Consider the following 17,846-nt stretch of genomic DNA (forward strand, 5'->3'; position numbering starts at 1 on the left):
CTGCGCAGACGCCTACTGGCCTTCAGCCGCCTTCAGCTTTTCCCGCATGCGCAGGGCGACCAGCATGGTCTTTAGGTGCGGTACGGCTACGCCGTGCTGATCGGCAATGGCCACGACATTCCCCAGTACCGCATCCAGTTCGATGGGCCGGCCGTTGATATGGTCCAGCGCCATGCTGTTCTTGTAGGGCGGCATCTTGCGGGTGCCTGCGATATTTTTGTCGATCAGATCCGCTGACATGGGGTAGCCATCGGCTTCGGCTACGGCCAGCACTTCCTCGGTCATGGTGCGGATCAGATCCTCGCCACCTTCGGTGTCCAGGATGGTCGCCGTGTCGGCGCCGCCCGCGAGGACCGACAGCGGATTGAACGGGGTGTTCCAGAGGCATTTGCGCCAGCGTTCACCGACCACCTGTTCGGTCAGGTCGATCTTGATGCCGCCTTCTATAAACAGGTCTGCCAGGTCGCGGGCGTTGTCGTCGATGCCCTCCGGGTAACGGCCCATCACCAGGCGTCCGTAAGCCTTGTGATGCACCTGCCCCGGACCCACCCGACTGACGGCAATAAAGGCCAGGCAACTGACGATGGGGTTGGCAGGAAATGCATCGGCGATCGCGCGCTCGATATCCAGCCCGTTCTCGATCAGTACAATGCGCGTGTTGTCGCCCATCCAGGGCCGGATCAGTTCCGCTCGATCCACACCCGGTAGCACCTTGACGCAGAGGATCAGGTAATCCGGCGTCGACTCGGGCGTGTCGCCATCGCGGTAGACGTGGTCCGGGCGGTAGGACAGGTCGCCCAGGTCACTCTCGATCAGGATGCCGTTCTCGACCACCGCTTCGTACTCCGAACGCAGCACCACACTGACCGCGCAGCCGGCACGCTTGAGGATGGCGCCGTAAAAGCTGCCGATGGCACCGGCGCCGACGATCAGAATACTGGGTTTATCTGCTGACATAAGAAAGGGGCTCCTTGAGGGGTGCGATGCCGGGCAGAGCCCGGCAGGGAAATACGTGTTTGCCGGTTAGCGACGCCCGGGTGCAGGCCCGAGATGGGCGCCGCCGTCGATAAGGACGGTTTCGCCGGTTGTCAGATCGCCACCGATCAGCAGCCCAAGAACCACCTGAGCGACGGATTCCGGGGTGGCGGTATCCTGCAATGGCGCCGCGGCCTTGGTGCGGCTGAGTAGCTTGGCGTAGGCCTCTTCACCCAGTCCCTTCTCTAGCCATTCGCCTTGGACAAAGCCCGGGCAGACAGCATTGACGCGGATTTCCGGACCCAGGACGCGGGCCAGGGATCGGGTCATGGTAACAAGGGCACCCTTGGAAGCGGCATAGGCAATAGAGCTGCCAATGCCAGACAGACCGGCTATGGAGGCCATGTTGATCACGTGGGCAGTCCTCCGGGCCCGCAGCGCCGGCTCGGCGGCTCGGGTCATCTGGTAGGGACCGATGGTGTTCACGGCATAGAGATCCAGGAAGTCCTGCTTGTCGAGACCCTCCAGATCCGCATGGTTGCAGAACTTGGTGGTGCCGGCGTTGTTCACCAGGATATCCAGTTGGCCGAATTGGTCGAGGGTGGCTTTCACCAGGTTGCGGCAGTCCGCATCCTGGGCCACATCAGCCTGGAGAACCAAGGCCTTTACCCCAAGATTCCGGCAATCCTCGGACACGGCTTCGGCGCCGGACTGATTGCGGCTGTAAGTGATCACGACATGGCAGCCCTGTTCGGCCAGGGTGCGGGCGATGGCGGCACCGATGCCGGAGGAGGATCCGGTGATTAGTGCGACGGCGTCTTTGATTTTCATAAGGCCTTCCTGCTGGTCTTGTCTGATCCGTGTGTCTGGATCTTGTTGTATCGCATTTGGCATCTTGGATATTGTTTTGCGGTATCGTCTCTCGTTCTGCGGAATAGGTCAATTTTACTATTGATCTTGGTCAGGCAAGGCGCCAGCGGGATGGAAAGCCTCCTGCCGGGGGCAGACGCTATAAGTGGCGGCCTTCATGGTTACGGTTAAGATTAAAACCAAATCCGGTCTCTGGGATCCGCGCAATATTTACATCGCCTACCTCATGCCGTTGTCATCCTGACCGGGTAGGTCAGGGCCGCGCAACGACCCGAAAGCCTCTACACCGGCCTTGATGAGCATTTGTTAATTCGCATTCAACCTTCAAGAAAGGGCAGGTACGCAAGTATCGCGCCGGACCTTGATTTGAAAGCGCCTAAGGAATTGTAAAGCATAGGTTTTTCCTCCGACAGAAATTAACGTATGACATTGCCTAAGACTTGGCATTGATCCTTGTGTAGCGGAAGAATGCACTGCAAAAGACGTAATGTTTAGTTCTAAATGGCGTCCACTGTCGGCGGCGTCGGCCTGAGGCTGACGCGGTGAACTACGTCATCCAGCCGAAATATTGTTCTGTTTGGATGGAGTTTTGGCGTGGGTCTCCAGGTTCGGCGTGAACAGGCCAAGCGAGGAAATGCCCGGCTATAGGGCGATAACGGTATCGGCTGGCTGCTATTGGTGCAGAGAGCGGTTGCCCTGTTTCGATAAGCGGTGAGATGGGTATTGGCGGCCCCGTTGGTCGCGAGACCCGTAGAACTGCAACACGGAAAAGGTCGTTATTTTCCTCCGAATTGGGCCTTTTCTTGCAAGGTCTAACTTGAGCGATTGAATGCCGGGCCGTATGACTACGGCAGGCATGGCAATGGTTCTGGAAGGCGGCCTTGCGGTCTCAATGTCGCAGTCGGAACAGGATAGTCTTCAAATGGAAGTGTATTTGCGCTCTCTCACCGTTTTGCTCTGTTCAATGATGCTGATGGTCTCCGGGCCCTTGCAGGCCCAGGAAGACGACGCCTATACGCTGGGCCCGGGGGACAGGGTCAGCGTCAATGTCTACGGTCAGGAAGACCTGACCACAGAAGCTGAAATCGGTGTCGATGGCACCGTGGCCATGCCGCTTCTTGGCTCGGTAGAGATCGCCGGCATGACCGCACGAATGGCAGCGCGGGTCATCGCGAAACGCCTGGAGGTGGGCGGCTATCTGCAAAATGCCCACGTAAACCTCCTGGTGACCGAGTACAACAGCCAATCGGTTGCCGTTCTTGGCCAGGTTAACCAGCCTGGACGTATCACCTTGCGCGGCCCGACGACGCTGACTGAAGCCCTGGCGATGGCTGGCGGTATCAATCAGGGGGGTAGCGAGCGCATTGTCCTCGTCCGTGTCGACAAGGATGGCGACCAGTCACGTCGCGAATACTATCTCCGTGAGTTGCTGGACAGTCAGGCTGAAGATCGGGAGACCGTCCGCCTGTCAAACGGCGACACGCTATATGTCCCCTTGATGGACCAGTTCTACGTAAACGGTCAGGTGCGCAACCCAGGTACCTATGCTATCGACCGTCCTCTCAACGTCATGCAGGCATTAACGATCAGTGGTGGCATGAACCAGCGCGCCAGTAAGGACTCGGTAGTCCTTTATCGTCAGCAGAAGGGTGGTGGCGTCGAAGAGCACGATGCCGAACTCTATGAACCGATCCAGGATGGTGACGTTCTTTTCGTCAAGGAAAGCCTTTTTTAATTGCCTGCTCCACAGGGATGAACGATGAACAAGCGATCAAGACGATTGGGTGATGTCCCGGCTCCGAAATCCTTATCGGGGCAGCAGCCGGGCCGCAACAGCACTGGATTTCCCGAGGCATGCGATCACAGCCGGCCTGGGGAGGAGGCGTCAAACCCATGACCTTCGATACTTTTTTCCGCGTTCTACTGGCCCGGTGGAAGCTTATCTTCGTTTGCTTTGCACTCTGCGTTGCGGCGGCGTTGGCGATTTCCGTCATGCTGCCGAAAAGCTACACGGCATCGACCGAACTCATTATCGATGACAAACCCAAGGACCCCCTAAGCGGTCAGTACCTGCCTGCTGACAAAGGCTACCTGGCGACCCAGGTCAACGTCATCACCAGCCGCAACGTGGCCAACCGCGTGTGGTCGTTGCTGAGCGACGAGGAAAAGGCGTTGGCGCGGCAACAGTTCAGCGAGGAGGCGCTAGCCCAGAATGAGCCTGAGCAGCTGGTCGCCGGCTATGTCATGCAAAACGTAAAGGCATCGCCGGGAAGCGATAGCAGTGTCGTCAAGATAAGCGTCGATAGCGAGAGTCCTGAATTCGCCGCCATGCTGGCCAATGCCGTCGCAGGAGCATATATCCACGCCAGTCTCGAACTGCGTACCGAACCAGCGCGTCGATTCACCGAATGGTATGACGGGCAGTTGGACGTATTGCGCGGTAACCTGCAGGAGGCTCGTCAGTCGTTGTCCTCTTACCAGAAGGAACACGGTATCGTCGCCGTCGACGAGCGTCTCGATGTAGAAAACAGCCGCCTGCGTGAGTTGTCTTCTATGCTGGTTGCCGCCCAGGGGCAGCGTCTGCAGGATCAGGCCCGTCAGAACAACAGTCAAAGCGAGAACTGGCGAAGGGCGAGTTCAGACGTATTGAACAACCCCGTCTTGCAGCAGCTTCGTTCGGACCTCGCCGCAGCAGAGGCTAACCTTGAGGAATTGTCCACCAGTCTCGGCGTAAACCATCCCCAATACATCCAGGCGCGGGCAGAGGTGCTCACCTTGCGCTCGCGCATCGCCGAAGAGACGGCAGTCGTCGGCAATAGCATCGAATCCGAGGCTGCGTTGTCCTCAAGCCGCGAAAAGGAACTGGCTCAGGCCGTGGCCGAGCAGAAGCAGAAGGTTCTTGAGTTAACCTCCCAACGGGACGAGCTCGCTTTTCTGCAGCAGGAGGTGTCCACCGCGCAGGAAGCCTACCGCGCGGCGGCTAACCAGGCCTCTGCAAATCGTCTGGAAAGTCGTCTGGCAGAGTCGAATATCGCCGTGCTGAACGAAGCGATTGCGCCCTCTCTGCCGTCGGGACCAAACGTTAAACTCAACCTGGTCATTGCGGCGGCTCTTGGCGTACTCGCCGGGATCGGGTTGGCGTTGATGCTTGAACTCTTCAATCGCAGGGTTCGTGGCCGTGCTGATCTGGAAGAGATGCTGGGGCTCCCTGTACTGGCGTACCTGCCTAATGAACGCAAACGCTGGGCATAAGCCGAGGAGGTAAAAGGATGACCGAATATGCCCCGCCTGTCGTTGGTAGTAACGACGCGTCAACGACCTCGCGCGCTTTGGCCAAGAGTGGCCAGATCGGGCGGCTGCTCTATGAAAACGGCAAATTATCGGCGGATGATGTCGACCGTGTGGCCAGGCTTCAGGAGGAGCGAGGTCTCCGGTTCGGTGAGGCCGCCGTGGCCCTGCGCCTGGTGACCCCTGACGATGTCAGGATGGCGTTGGCAGAGCAGTTTTCGTATCCGGTTGCGCCATTGTCAAACACGGATCTCGATCGCTCGCTGACCGCCGCCCTGCGTCCGCAGAGCCCGAGGGCGGAAGCATTACGTGGGCTACGCAGCGAACTGATGTTGCGTTATTTCGATCGGCCGGAGAAGCGTATTCTGCCGCTGGTCAGCATCGACGGCGCCGATGAAGGGGGAAAGCTGGTCGCCAACCTTGCGATCGTATTTTCCCAGCTGGGCGCTCGGACACTGCTTGTGGACTGCAACCTGCGACAGCCCTCGCTTCACGGCCTGTTCGGGCTGCCCAACCGCCATGGTCTGTCGGACATCCTGGCCTCGCGAGCCAACTTTCGACCGCAGTTATGCTCTCCTTTGGAATCGCTCTGGCTCCTTAACGCGGGTACGCCAGCACCCAACCCACAGGAACTGCTGGCCAATAAGCGCTACCGCACCCTGACGGCCAAGCTCGCGGAGCAGTTCGATGTGGTGCTCGTCAACACACCCTCCCTGGGTACCAGCCTGGATGCACAACTGGTAGCCAACCGCGCTGGAGCGGCCCTGATCGTCGCCAAAGAGCATGTTACTTCGATGCGCCGTCTCGATGTGGCCAGTCGTCGCCTGCAGGAAGTGGGCGTCGAACTGTTGGGCGTAACGCTTTCTCAGTAAACCGCTAGTCGTCGGCCATGAGGATCGGCGATTGGCGTCGGAGGGATTCGATTGCTTCAGAAAGCCGTTAATGAATCCAGGCAGTTGCAGCTGATCCTTCTGGTGGTCGGCGCGACTGTGTTTTATCAGGCGGCTTTGTGCGCGCTAAATACGTTCGGCTTTCCCGTTTCCAGGGCAATGATAATGGCCTCCGAGTTCCTCATCCTGGTGGCCTGCCTGCCGCTCCTGATACCGAGAGTCCTGCCGGGTGTGATGATCCTCGCGGCATTCAGCGGCGCCTTCCTTTGCCTGCAGGCGTTGTTGCGCGGAGGGTTGGATCTCAAGGCTTTCCGAGATTTGCTGATTCCCCTGTGCTTTTACTGGGCGGGTCGAAACGTTGGAAGCCCGGCTCAGGCCGACAAGGCGCTCAGGATTATTGTCGGGGTGGTGCTGTTCTTCGCTTTTTTTGAACTGCTGGCGCTGGATGTCTATACCCGGATTTTCAATATCTTCTCCTACTACGTCAGTACGGGTAGCCTGGAAGAGATAACCGAGTATCAGCGGGACAGCCGCCTGCAGATGAATGGTATCCGTCCGCCAGGCATCGGCCGCACGCTGCTACCCGGGTTGCTGGACAGTCATCGCGTGTCTTCGGTCTTTCTCGAACCCGTATCGCTGGGCAACTTCGCAACGATTGTTGCGGCCTGGGGGCTGGCCAAGGACAAGAGCCAGCTGCGTGACACGCTCATCTTCGTGGGCGCCGCGGTGGTATTGATCGTGCTGGCCGACTCCCGCTTCGCCCTGCTGAGCGTGTCCTTCCTCCTGTTTGCCCGTTTCGCCCTGGTGGGATGGGCCAACTACCTGCCGTTCCTCATGCCGATCGGCATACTGGCGATGCTGGTGGCGATCGGGATGTTCTGGAACGGCGTCTACGGCGACGACTATATCGGACGGCTTGCCTCCAGCGGTCGCAGCCTGGTCGAGTTCAACGTGGCGAATCTGCTCGGCTTCGGCCACAACGGGGGCTTCCCGGACCAGGGCTACGCCTATTCCTTCTCCAAGTTCGGTCTGGTGCTGGTCATGGTGCTTTGGTTCGTGTTCTGGCTGATTCCTGCGCCGGACGACCAGGCTCGCCGCTTCCGCTGTTATATCGGCGTCTATGCCTCGCTCATTCTCTGCGTCAGCGGCAGCTCGCTGTTTGCCCTCAAGACGGCGGGGGTTGTCTGGTTCCTGTTTGGCATCGTAATGCGGGACCCGGCCCGCTTGCCGGAAACGTCCGAGAAATCGTTGAAAAGGAGGTTGCCTGTGGTTGCTCCGGCTCCCGGTAAGAAAGGGGTTCGTGCCTGATGGTCAATGTTACCCATGTCGTTCGTCAGTACCTGCCTTCGATTGGCGGTATGGAGGATGTCGTTCGCAACATTGCGGTCAACCAACTGGCCCAGACCGGGGTGCAGCCGCGCGTTATTACCCTGGACCGGCTTTTTCGACAGGGTGAAAACGCCTTGCCCAAAGAGGAGGAGATCGACGGCATCCAGGTGACGCGTTTGCCGTACTTCGGCTCGACCCGCTATCCGGTGTGTCCACGCATCCTGCAGGAAATCCGCAAGGCAGACGCCGTCCATGTGCATGGCGTCGACTTCTTCTACGACTTTCTCGCGGCGACCAAGTGGATCCATCGCCGTCCGCTGTTGCTCTCGACCCATGGTGGTTTTTTTCACACCGACTTTGCCAGCCGGCTCAAACAACTTTGGTTCCAGACGATTACACGCGCATCGTCCACTGCCTACGAACGCATCATTGCCACCAGCGAGAATGACGGCCAGATGTTTCGGCAGGTGGTCACGCCTTCGCGTCTGAAGGTGATCGAGAACGGTGTGGATACTGCAAAATATGCCCAGAGCGCCAGTCCCGACCTGCGCAAGACGCTGATCTACTTTGGGCGGTGGTCGTCCAACAAGGGCCTGATGGAATCGCTTGACTTCGTCCAGGCGCTCAACGAAAGGGACCCGGGCTGGACACTGATCGTTGCGGGGCGCGAATACGACTATTCGATACAGGCATTGCAAAAGGCGGCCGCTGAACGCGGGCAGGCGGATGCTGTCCGGATCGAGCCCAACCCAACCAACGAGCGCCTGCGGGCATTGATAGGCGAGGCCAGCTATTTCCTGTGCCTGTCCCGCCACGAGGGATTCGGTCTTGCGGCGATCGAGGCCATGAGCGCTGGCCTTACACCGGTTCTGAACGGCATTCCCCCGTTCCAGCGACTGGTGGACGAGAGCCATATCGGCCTGATCGTGGAGCGCTCCCGACCTGGCGACGGAGCCCGGAACCTTCTTGAATTGCATGATCAGGGGCAAGCGGCCGCTGCCGAGCGCCGTCGTCATGCGATGGCCTTTGCCGATCGCTACAGCTGGCATCGCATCGCCAATGATTACTTCGACATTTACCGACAACTGGATGGCTGACTATGGATGGGCAAGCACGGAAAACGCAGACGAACCGGCGTCGCGGCGCGCTCGCACTCCTGGCTGGACTGACCTTATTGGCCAGCGTGGGGCAGGCTGCAGCGGCGTGCCTGGACGCTGGTAACCTGCGCGGCGTCAATCTCGCCGGCGCCGAATTCAATAGCAAGAAGCGTCCTGGAGTGATGTACCAGGACTACACCTACCCCAGTGCCAGCGAAATCGACTACTACGCGAAAAAGGGCGTGAACGCGATTCGTCTGCCGGTCCGTTGGGAACGCGTGCAGCGTGAGCTATACGCCGAACTGAACGACCAGGAGATGAACGCAATCAGCAAGACGCTCGGCCTGGCCAGGGACAGGGGGATCTGCCTCATCCTCGATATCCATAACTACGGTCTGTATAACGGCAATCCCATCGGGTCGTCAGACGTCCCCGTGGATGCCTTTCATGACCTCTGGCTCAAGATTGCGGACGAGCTGGGTGATCCCGAGTATCTCGCGCTCGATCTGATGAATGAGCCGTTCAAACTCGAAATCGCCACCTGGAGCGACATTGCACAAAGCACGGTCACAGCGCTTCGTGATGCACAGGCCAAGCAGTTGATATTTGTTGCAGGAGGCCGCTGGAGCGGCGTTCACGAGTGGAATAAGACGTTTTCCGGAACTAGTAATGCCCAGGCGTTCGCCGACTTGCGAGACCCCCTTGATCGTACGGTTCTCGAGGTCCATCAGTACGCCGACGAGTACTATTCCGGCACCAAGGAAGTCTGTCATCCGCCCGACCATTTCAACCCGATGTTCGAGTCCATCGAGCAGTGGGCGCAGACCAACGGCCAGCAGCTTTTCCTGGGCGAGTTCGGCGTGCCGGCGTCCGAGCAGTGCCTGGCTTCCCTGGAGCGCATGCTCAGCCTGATGGGTAACACCAACGTCTGGCGTGGCTGGACCTACTGGGCCGGTGGCGCCTGGTGGGGTGACTACTTCCTGTCCATCGCACCTCAGGATGGTCAGGACTCGGCGCAAATGGATGTGGTCGAACCTTTCCTGGAGGCGAACAGATGCCCTGAAGGCGGTCGAACGGACTGTCCGATGCCACCCCAGGACCTAGAGGTGGATGGCAACTGATGACGCAAAGGAAGGACGAGGTAATGACGACGATGGCGAGGCGTATGCCTGAAGGACAAGATGTGGGGGATGCGCGGGCCGCTGGGGTCGATGACAGCCGGCCCACCTATCTGGTGCTGTCTGCCCACGATTATCGTTCGCCGCGAAAGGCCAACATTCACTTTATTACCGAGGAACTGGCACGCCGGGGACGCGCGCGATTCTTTTCCCTGCGTTATAGCCGCCTGTCTCGTTATACCGGTGACCCACGGCTGTCGCTGGACGCTCAGGCAAACCGGGTCGAGCAGCATGAGGGGGTGGACTGCTTCCTCTGGAAGACCCTGCTTCATCCCATCAATACGCGCAGACCGTTGCTGCGACCTGCCGAGAGCGTGATGTTTAGCTGGTACGTTGGCGCCGCCGGCAAGACCCTGCGCCAGTGGATGGCCGAAGCTGATGTGATCATCTTCGAGAGCGGCATCGCGCCGATCTTCTTCGACCTTGCCAAGCGCATCAACCCGTCGGCCGAGACGGTCTATATCGCCTCTGATGATCTGGACACCATCAATGTCGCGGACTATGTGAAGCGCACCTTCCAGCGTATCGCACCGCAAATGACCACCATTCGTCTGCCGTCGAAGGCCCTGGCTAAAGCGATGCCTTCTGGGCCCAATCTCTGTTTTATCCCGCATGGTATCGACCACTCCCTGGTCGAGGCGGCAGGAGAGTCGCCCTACGGTTCCGGCACGCATGCAGTGTCGGTGGGGTCGATGTTGTTTGACCCGGACTTCTTTATCTACGCGTCCAAACGCTTTCCTGATATCCATTTCCATATTATCGGCTGTGGTCAACCGGCGCGGGAGGAATACGGGGCCAACGTGACGGTCTACGACGAAATGCCGCACCGGGACACGATTCGCTATCTCAAGCACGCCACCTTCGGCATAGCCCCCTATCGATCCTCCCAGGTACCCGACTACCTCGCGGATACGTCGATGAAGCTGATCCAGTACGACTTTCTCGAGTTGCCCGCGGTTTGTCCCTGGGCCGTGGTGGGTGATTACGACACCCGGATCGGCTATACGCCCGGGGACGATGCGTCGATTGAGAAGGCAATCCTGCAGGCATTGGATGCGCCCCATCGGTCGTCACGCAAGCACCTGGACTGGAAGGCCGTTACCGACCGTGTCCTGCAGCCACAGGACTATGACGATACACGCATCCGGGAAGGAGCCCCGATATGACCGCGGTAGGTGATGAGATGCTCCCGTTAGGCGGGCTAAACGTGAAGGCGCTGACCTTTGATGGCCTGGTCCAGAGGATCTATACAGATGTCGATGCAGGCAGGCAGGTCGCGCTGTTTTACGTCAACAGTAACCTGATCAATAAGTGCGAACCCATTCGGGACGCGTTGAACGGGCCCGATGTGATCATGGTGAATGACGGCATCGCAATGGATCTTGCCAGTTGGCTGGTGCACCGTCGCCGCTACCCCGAGAACCTTAACGGCACGGATTTTACGCCGGCCCTGCTGGCTGAAAATGCAAACTCCAGCGATCAGCCCTGGCGTGTCTTTCTCTATGGCAGCAAGCCCGGTATTGCCGAGCAGGCCGCCGAAAAGCTGCGTGAATCGAACGTGCAGGTGGTCGGCACGTGCGACGGCTACAACCGGGATAGCGACGCGATCATCGGTGAAATGAATGCGTCAGGCGCGAACGTGGTGTTGGTGGCCATGGGTAACCCGCTGCAGGAACAATGGATCCTGGAGCATCGCGACAGGCTTGATGCCCGGTTGCTGATAGGTGTCGGCGCGTTGCTGGACTTCCTGGCGGGAGATAAGCCGCGGGCACCGTTGTTGATCCGCCGTATGCGCCTGGAGTGGGCATACCGCCTGAGCCTCGAACCGACCCGGCTGTTACGCCGTTATACCCTCGACATGCTGATCTTCCTAGCGCGCTGTAGTCGCCACCGCCCTGCCAAGCTTGAGAGGCCGTCGGGGTGAAACTGACGGCAGAGTCGGTTTCTTTTGCCCTAAACCAAGCTTAGGGAATGTTTGATGGGCACGTGGGAAGGTCAGTCTTGTTGATGGTAAGGGAACCATGGATCTGAAAAAGCGGCTGGGGTACAGCACGATATGGATGAGTATCGGTGCTACGGGCACCAGTATTACAAGCTTTGTCGTCTTTGTTGTGATTTCACGGCTGCTGACCCCGGCGGAGATTGGGTTGGTTGCCTTCACCCTGATACTGGTAGACATCGGTAAGCTGATTGCCAATGCCGGCCTGGGCAAGGCGATCGTGCAGGATCCGGAATGCGGCGAGACCTTCGCCTCAACCTGCTTCTACCTGAACCTGATTTTTGCCACCCTGACGGCGGCATTGTTCTATTTCATCGGCGTACCGCTGGTGGAGGCTTTCTATGATCCTGCCGCCGGCCCCATCCTGCAGGTGTTATGCCTGCTCCTGTTCCTGGAGGGAGTGAAGGCCGTACACGAGGGTAAGCTGAAGCGCAGCTTTGCCTTCCGTATCATCGCCGCCCGAACCGTTTTCAGTAGCCTGATTTCAGGCGTGGTCGGGGTCTACATGGCATTTGCCGGGTATGGCGTCTGGGCACTGGTGGCGCAGCAGGTGGTCAATCTCGGGTTGGTCTCTTTGACAACCATCTGGATGGCCCGATGGCGTCCGAGTCTTACCTTCTCGGCGGGCCATGCGAGGAAACTGATGCGCTTTTCGTCGCCTTTGCTGGCCGCGCAGCTTATGGGAACGGTGAGTTCGAAGGTTTACGAACTGCTTGTCGGTATCCTCATTGGTCCGGCCGCTTTGGGATTATTCAAAGTGGGTGGCCGCGCCCTCTACATCCTGCAGGACATTGTTCTCAAACCCTTCGAGCACACCCTGCTGTCGGCCCTGTCGCGCCTGCCCGATACGCCAACCATGGCTCACGCAACCATGCGGGTTATCCGCATGAGTGCCTATATGACCTTTCCCATCTTTTTCGGTGCCGCGGCCATTGCACCGGATTTCATCGTGCTCGTCTTTGGGCAGAAATGGGAGACCAGCGGGCAACTCATGACCATTCTCGCATTGGGCATCCCGCCAATGGTGGTCGGGTTTCACATCAAGGATGCACTGACGGCAAAGGGCCATTCGCGCCAAGTGATGAACCTTGCGGGTGTTATGCTGGCCATAAACGGTGTGTTGGGTCTGAGCACCGTACCTCTGGGATTAACCGCCGCCGCAGTCGGTTTTTCCGCCCGTAATTACATCGTACTGGTGTTCTACCTGAGGCTGTTCAGGCGAATGATGGGGCAGAGTCCTATGGGTGTGCTGAAGGCTGTAGGGCCTGCATTCACTGCTTCGATAATGATGATGTTGCTGGTTATGGGCGTCGGCATGGCCGTGCCGGGCGATGTGCCCACCTATTTCAGCGTGCCCATGATGTGCCTGGCCGGTATCGTTTTCTACCTGTTGCTGATGGCCACGGCCTTCAAACAGGAGACGAGCAACTTCCTCGACGAAGGTGCAGACATGTTGCCGGCGAAGGTCAAACCCGTGGCTCAGGTTCTTCAGCGGTTGCTGGGCACGACCTGACAACACATAAATGGAAAAGGGCAGGTCCCGGAGGGTGGCGTGGCACAGCCCGTCCGGGGAAGGCGCTCCAGTGGACTTCTAGAAGTTGCCCACAAGGCCCAACGAGAATATCCGTGCGGTGTAGTTGCGGTCGTCGATGGGGGAATCCCGTTGCTGCCAGTTGCTATTGAAGCGGACGCTGATGGTGTCGGTGAAAGCATAGTCCAGGATCAAAGGGGTCCAGCTGTAGAGCTCTTCATCCCTCGGCGTTCGACCAAAACTATCGTCGAACTCCTGGAATGCTGCCCGCACGCCGGTTTCCAGGGTAATCTTTGCGGTCCAGTCCCAGGTCATCGATAGCGCGACACGATTCACTTCACTGGGGTTGGTGGAATCTTCCCCGACGGCGGGTTGTTCATAGCCGTACAGAAACATGAATGCGGTTTTTTCGGTGGCTTGCCAGTCGGTCTGGATGCTGGTTTCCAGGCCCGAGTCCGTGTTGACCTCACCGTCCCGATTGAAGTAGCCGATGTTGCCCGTCAGCATGGTTTTGCCGGTCATCTGCCATTCAGTTTCGAACGCAACACGCTGGTAGTCGTAGTCGAGATTCTCGTCGACTTCGGGCAACCCGCCACTTTCCTGGTTGAGATAGTTGCGCTCGCCATCGGTGTATCGCAGCGTCACGGTCGACCCGCGGCCGGACTGGAACTGGATGCCCGCGTTGTAGTCCTGCTCCTCGTAATCGAGGGATTCGCGATCATCGTTGGAGTGCGTCTGCTCCGCGTCCCGGACGCCACCGACCAATGCCCAGCCGGTGTAGACCTGGTATTTCAGTGTGGCGCGCTTTTCGTCCCGGTTGATAATGTCCTTGCCTACAAAGTCGATACGTTCGGCGAGGCGGTCCCGGTAGTCCCAGCCCAGATCGAATTTGAGACGTGAACCTATGAAACCATTCCAACCCAAGCCCCCCCTGTAGAGGGAGGCGTCGAGAAAGTCACGCCGTTTATGCCGATAGCGCGCCGCCCCTACGCTGGCGCTCAGCGTTTGACGACTGAACGTCTTGTTGTAAGCCGCGCCCACACTGCCGCGGGTAATCTGCTCGGAGGATGAACCGGGCTCCCGGTTATAGTTGCTGTCCCAGGTATGGTTGAGGCCTGCATTCACATTGAAGTTGTCCTCTTCGACATCCGTGGCTGCAACCGCCTGGGTCGCGCAACAGAGAAGAAGTGTGAGCTGCGAAAACGTATGAGATCTCATTCTGACCCTTATTGTTGAGGTACCCCGGCGAACGCTCGTGATGTGCGATAGCCGGGGGCGGCCCGAAAACGTGAAAAAATGATGTCGGCGTGCGTTTGGCAACAACACCCTGGAGGGTGCCTATCGACACGCCCTAGGGTTTGCTATCCGCCGCCGTCCGTTTCTGGGTGAGCCGTAGCAGGCGCCTGTACGTCGTACTGGCCCAGAGGAGGAGCTGGGGCAGGGACTGGGACACGAACAGCAACACACGGGCGGGTAGATAGCCAGACTCCTGGTAGGCATGCCGGTAAAAGGTCCTGGCGTTGTCGAGGTCGCCATCGGCGGCAAAGCGGCTGCCGATCAGGAAGAGGGACTTGGACAGTTCGCGGCTGGGCGGTTTGGTCAATGCGCCCTGGAGTCCGTAGCGGTCCAGGGGATCGGTGCGACCGTCCAGGCATTCGCTGTGGCAAAAGACCGCGAAATCCGACAGGTAGCGTTGCAGCAAAAGACGATGCGGATCGGCTGAGACGGAGCCGGGCATCTTGGCATACTTGCGATAGAGCACATCGTCCAGTACCACGAACTTCGTATGGTAACTCAGGCGGCACCAGAGGTCCCGGTCCTGGGCGCATACGAAGAACGGCCGGTACTTGCCTACTTTGTAGAAGAGATCGCGGCGGAACATGACTTCGCCATGGTGAAAGGGATTGTGCTTGAGCAAATGTTCCCGCGCGTCGCCGTCAAAGGATGAACCCGTGACGAAAGGCGGACGGCTGCTTTGCAGTGTCACAATCTCGGAGTGACAGCCGACGACACCGACATCCGGCCGCGTGTCCAGAAGCTGGCTTTGCAGTCGTAGCCGGTCGGGCAAGGCGGTATCGCCGCTCCCATGGATCGCAATATAGTCGCCGGACGCCTGGTCGATTGCATTGTTGATCGCGTTGACGAAGCCCTGGTTCGGAGCCGTAATGACACGCGTCCGGTGATCCTCGAACTGTTTGAGCTGTTCGAGCGTGTCGTCAGTCGAGCCATCGTCCACCAACAGGATCTCGTAGTCGTCATAGGTCTGGTTCTGCAAACTCTCGGCTGTTTCCTTGACCCATTTTGAACGGTTGTAAAACACCGAGACGACTGAAACGTGCGCCATATCTGCGTTCTCTTTTAGTGCCTGTTGATCAGTGGCCGAAGGCCGCTTGCTGGAACATCTGCTCGGCTTTCAGGTGGGCCGGGGTGAGCTCGCCCTCCGGTGTCAGGTACCTGACTTCGGCTGGCATGTCGTAGCCCGTGTGCTGTTTGACGGTATCCCGAACCTTGTTGATGAGATAGAGGAGATCGCTGGCCGTGGCCTTGCCGTTGTTGACGATGAAATTGGCATGCAGGGGGGAGATCTGTGCGCCGCCGTGCTTCATGCCTTTTAGCCCACACTTTTCGATGACCGCGCCAGGCGGACCATACTCGTCATACATGGCAGGGTTGCTCACGAACACGGACCCGCAGTTTGGCAGTTTGCGGGGGAATTTCTGTCGGCGTTGGCGCAGGATGGTAAGCATCGACCGGCGTATCGCTTCTGACTCACCTGAGTGGTCGAACTGAAAGCGGGCTTCGAGGATGATTTCGTGGGTGCCCTGGAAGCGCGACGCACGGTAGGCAAAGGTACACGACGATTGGTCGTAGTACCGTAATTCGCCCTCGGGCGTCATCGTCGTGACTTCAACGATATTGTCGCCAATGCCCTTACGCTGGCTGCCGCCATTCATGTAGATCAAACCGCCCAGGGTACCCGGTATACCGCACACATGTTCGGCACCAGTAAGTCCGGCCCGGGCGACCTGACGAGCGAACTCGGGTACCCATACGCCGGCCTGGCTCCAGACGCTGTCGCCATCGATACGCATCGAGGCGAACGCGGCACCAAAATGGATGCCGAGAACCCGCAGCCCTTCGTCCGCAAACATGAGATTCGAGCTGGAACCGATCACCACGTACGGAAGGCCGGCTTCGTTGACAAAGGTCATTAGCTTGCGGACTTCATCCACCGTTCGTGGCGCCACGATGCAGTCTGCTACTCCTCCGACACGCCATCGGCTGAGGGCCGACAGGTCCACCTGTTCATGGACAGCGCCGGGCAGGATCGACTGCAGGGTAGCCACCGCAGACCTCAAGTCAGATGATGCTTGGGCAATCGTCTCCATGCGCCGCTACTCTGCTTCGATCAGCGACGCGTGAACGCCCAGGGTCTTGAGCTTGTCGATAAGGCCGTTATAGCCTCGCATCGCCATATGCACATCCTTGATCCGGCTCTGGCCATCGGCGCAGAAGGCGGCCATCACGAGGGCCATGCTACCGCGCAGGTCGGTGGAGGACACGTCAGCGCCTTTCAGCCTGGCGATACCGTGCGTCGTGATCTTGCCCGGCTCACACGAGATGGCGTCTTCGCTGAAGCGGCTCAGTTCGCGGGCGTAGGCGATGCGCTCGGGATAACGGTAATCAAATGTGCGGGAGATGCCGTTGGCTTTCATACCCAACAGCACATAGAAGGACTGCATGTCAGAGATAACGCCCGGGTGGGTCCCGCACGCGAGCTCGAACGGTTGAATACCCTGGCGAATACATTCGCCGGATATGAACACCGAGTCCGAATTGCGGTAAAGATCGATCCCCGCTTCTTCCAGGTGCAATAATGGGACCTTCATGTGTTTGAACGGCACGCCCTCGACGAACACGTTGCCGCCGGTCATCGCTGCGAAAACAATCCAGGTAAGCGCCTCTATCCGGTCGGGCATGACGGCAAAGGATGCACCGCGCATGGGGCCTCCCACGCCTTTCACCCGAATCAGGCTGTTGCCATAGTTCTCGATGTGGGCGCCCATCTGGCCCAGCATGTCGATCAGGTCCTCGACTTCAGGAGTGATATAGGCGTTGCGGATCTCAGTGGTGCCGGTCGCCACCGAGGCGCACATCAGAGCATTTTCGGTACCCCCGACAGTGGAAATAGGGAAGTCGATTGCCCCGCCTTTGAACGAACCGTTGATTTCAATGTAGTCGGCTTCTTCCTTGACGTCGCACCCCAGGTCTTTCCAGACCATCATATGCAGGTCATAGCCGCGTGAGCCGATCTTGCAACCGCCCGGATAAGGGATGCGTGCGGTACCATTGCGCACGATCTGGCTGGCGGTTAGCAGGTAGGTGGTTCTGATAGGAAGGTCATAGTTGTCGATGGATTCATAGGACAGGCTCGGTGTCCTTATCTCCACGAACTCTCGCTCATCGTCGGCCTCGACCTTGGCGCCCAGTTCCCGCATGAAGCGGATCTTCTCCACGACATCCACCAACTGGGTGGGGAAGTTACGGATACGCACGGGCTCTTCAGCCAGCATGGAGGCCGCCAGCAAACGTGTGGCAGAGTTCTTCGCCCCGCTGACCTTGACCTTGCCCGAAGGAACCTGGCCGCCTTCAACAATCATGTCGTATTTCATGGACATTCCTTCTCCT

At 58.7% G+C, this 17,846-nt stretch carries 15 protein-coding genes; 9 read left to right on the plus strand and 6 right to left on the minus strand.

All coding sequences use genetic code 11. The annotated features are described in order from the left end of the window. Positions 1-12 precede the first annotated feature (12 nt). Both RE428_RS02630 and RE428_RS02635 read right to left on the minus strand, forming a co-directional pair. On the minus strand, positions 13-957 hold the full coding sequence (locus RE428_RS02630; protein ID WP_004579092.1) for a ketopantoate reductase family protein: 945 nt from the start codon (positions 955-957) through the stop codon (positions 13-15). A gap of 66 nt (positions 958-1,023) precedes the next feature. After that, entirely contained in the window at positions 1,024-1,806 is a 783-nt protein-coding gene (locus RE428_RS02635) for an SDR family NAD(P)-dependent oxidoreductase (protein ID WP_004579091.1), read from the minus strand. A gap of 961 nt (positions 1,807-2,767) precedes the next feature. Here RE428_RS02635 and RE428_RS02640 point away from each other — a divergent pair. From RE428_RS02640 to RE428_RS02680, 9 genes are all read left to right on the plus strand, one after another. Next, entirely contained in the window at positions 2,768-3,580 is an 813-nt protein-coding gene (locus RE428_RS02640; RefSeq protein WP_040882820.1) for an SLBB domain-containing protein, read from the plus strand. Positions 3,581-3,738: 158 nt separating this feature from the next. Beyond that, entirely contained in the window at positions 3,739-5,097 is a 1,359-nt protein-coding gene (epsF, locus tag RE428_RS02645; protein ID WP_004579089.1) for a chain length determinant protein EpsF, read from the plus strand. A 17-nt stretch (positions 5,098-5,114) separates the two neighbouring features. Beyond that, a complete protein-coding gene (locus RE428_RS02650; RefSeq protein WP_004579088.1) occupies positions 5,115-6,005 on the plus strand; it encodes a polysaccharide biosynthesis tyrosine autokinase in 891 nt (296 codons plus the stop codon). A gap of 183 nt (positions 6,006-6,188) precedes the next feature. Then, positions 6,189-7,331, plus strand: a complete 1,143-nt coding sequence (locus tag RE428_RS02655; RefSeq protein WP_154660720.1) for a polysaccharide biosynthesis protein GumE — start codon at positions 6,189-6,191, stop codon at positions 7,329-7,331. Continuing rightward, positions 7,331-8,449, plus strand: a complete 1,119-nt coding sequence (locus RE428_RS02660) for a glycosyltransferase family 4 protein (protein WP_004579086.1) — start codon at positions 7,331-7,333, stop codon at positions 8,447-8,449. Before RE428_RS02655 ends, RE428_RS02660 begins: the two co-directional genes overlap by 1 nt. Positions 8,450-8,451: 2 nt before the next feature. Then, on the plus strand, positions 8,452-9,570 hold the full coding sequence (locus RE428_RS02665; protein WP_004579085.1) for a glycoside hydrolase family 5 protein: 1,119 nt from the start codon (positions 8,452-8,454) through the stop codon (positions 9,568-9,570). Between the two features lie 44 nt (positions 9,571-9,614). Next, positions 9,615-10,793 carry a GumK N-terminal domain-containing glycosyltransferase gene (locus tag RE428_RS02670; RefSeq protein WP_040882281.1) on the plus strand — a complete coding sequence of 393 codons (1,179 nt, stop codon included), beginning with the start codon at positions 9,615-9,617 and terminating at the stop codon, positions 10,791-10,793. Beyond that, a complete protein-coding gene (locus RE428_RS02675; RefSeq protein ID WP_004579083.1) occupies positions 10,790-11,551 on the plus strand; it encodes a WecB/TagA/CpsF family glycosyltransferase in 762 nt (253 codons plus the stop codon). Before RE428_RS02670 ends, RE428_RS02675 begins: the two co-directional genes overlap by 4 nt. 97 nt (positions 11,552-11,648) lie before the next feature. After that, a complete protein-coding gene (locus RE428_RS02680) occupies positions 11,649-13,139 on the plus strand; it encodes a lipopolysaccharide biosynthesis protein (protein ID WP_004579082.1) in 1,491 nt (496 codons plus the stop codon). A gap of 78 nt (positions 13,140-13,217) precedes the next feature. Here the strand turns inward: RE428_RS02680 and RE428_RS02685 are convergent, their stop codons facing one another. From RE428_RS02685 to RE428_RS02700, 4 genes are all read right to left on the minus strand, one after another. Then, positions 13,218-14,375: a porin family protein gene (locus tag RE428_RS02685; RefSeq protein ID WP_004579081.1), complete on the minus strand. Its 1,158-nt coding sequence runs from the start codon at positions 14,373-14,375 to the stop codon at positions 13,218-13,220. Positions 14,376-14,508: 133 nt separating this feature from the next. Beyond that, positions 14,509-15,501, minus strand: a complete 993-nt coding sequence (locus RE428_RS02690; RefSeq protein WP_004579080.1) for a glycosyltransferase — start codon at positions 15,499-15,501, stop codon at positions 14,509-14,511. A gap of 28 nt (positions 15,502-15,529) precedes the next feature. Next, complete coding sequence (gene murB / locus RE428_RS02695) at positions 15,530-16,546, minus strand: UDP-N-acetylmuramate dehydrogenase (RefSeq protein WP_004579079.1); 1,017 nt, start codon at positions 16,544-16,546, stop codon at positions 15,530-15,532. Positions 16,547-16,552: 6 nt separating this feature from the next. Next, the gene (locus RE428_RS02700) at positions 16,553-17,836 is read right to left on the minus strand and encodes a UDP-N-acetylglucosamine 1-carboxyvinyltransferase (RefSeq protein ID WP_004579078.1); all 1,284 of its coding nucleotides are present in this window, start codon (positions 17,834-17,836) and stop codon (positions 16,553-16,555) included. Positions 17,837-17,846 lie beyond the last annotated feature (10 nt).

The organism is Marinobacter nanhaiticus D15-8W, from assembly GCF_036511935.1.
Classification (GTDB): Bacteria; Pseudomonadota; Gammaproteobacteria; order Pseudomonadales; family Oleiphilaceae; genus Marinobacter_A; species Marinobacter_A nanhaiticus.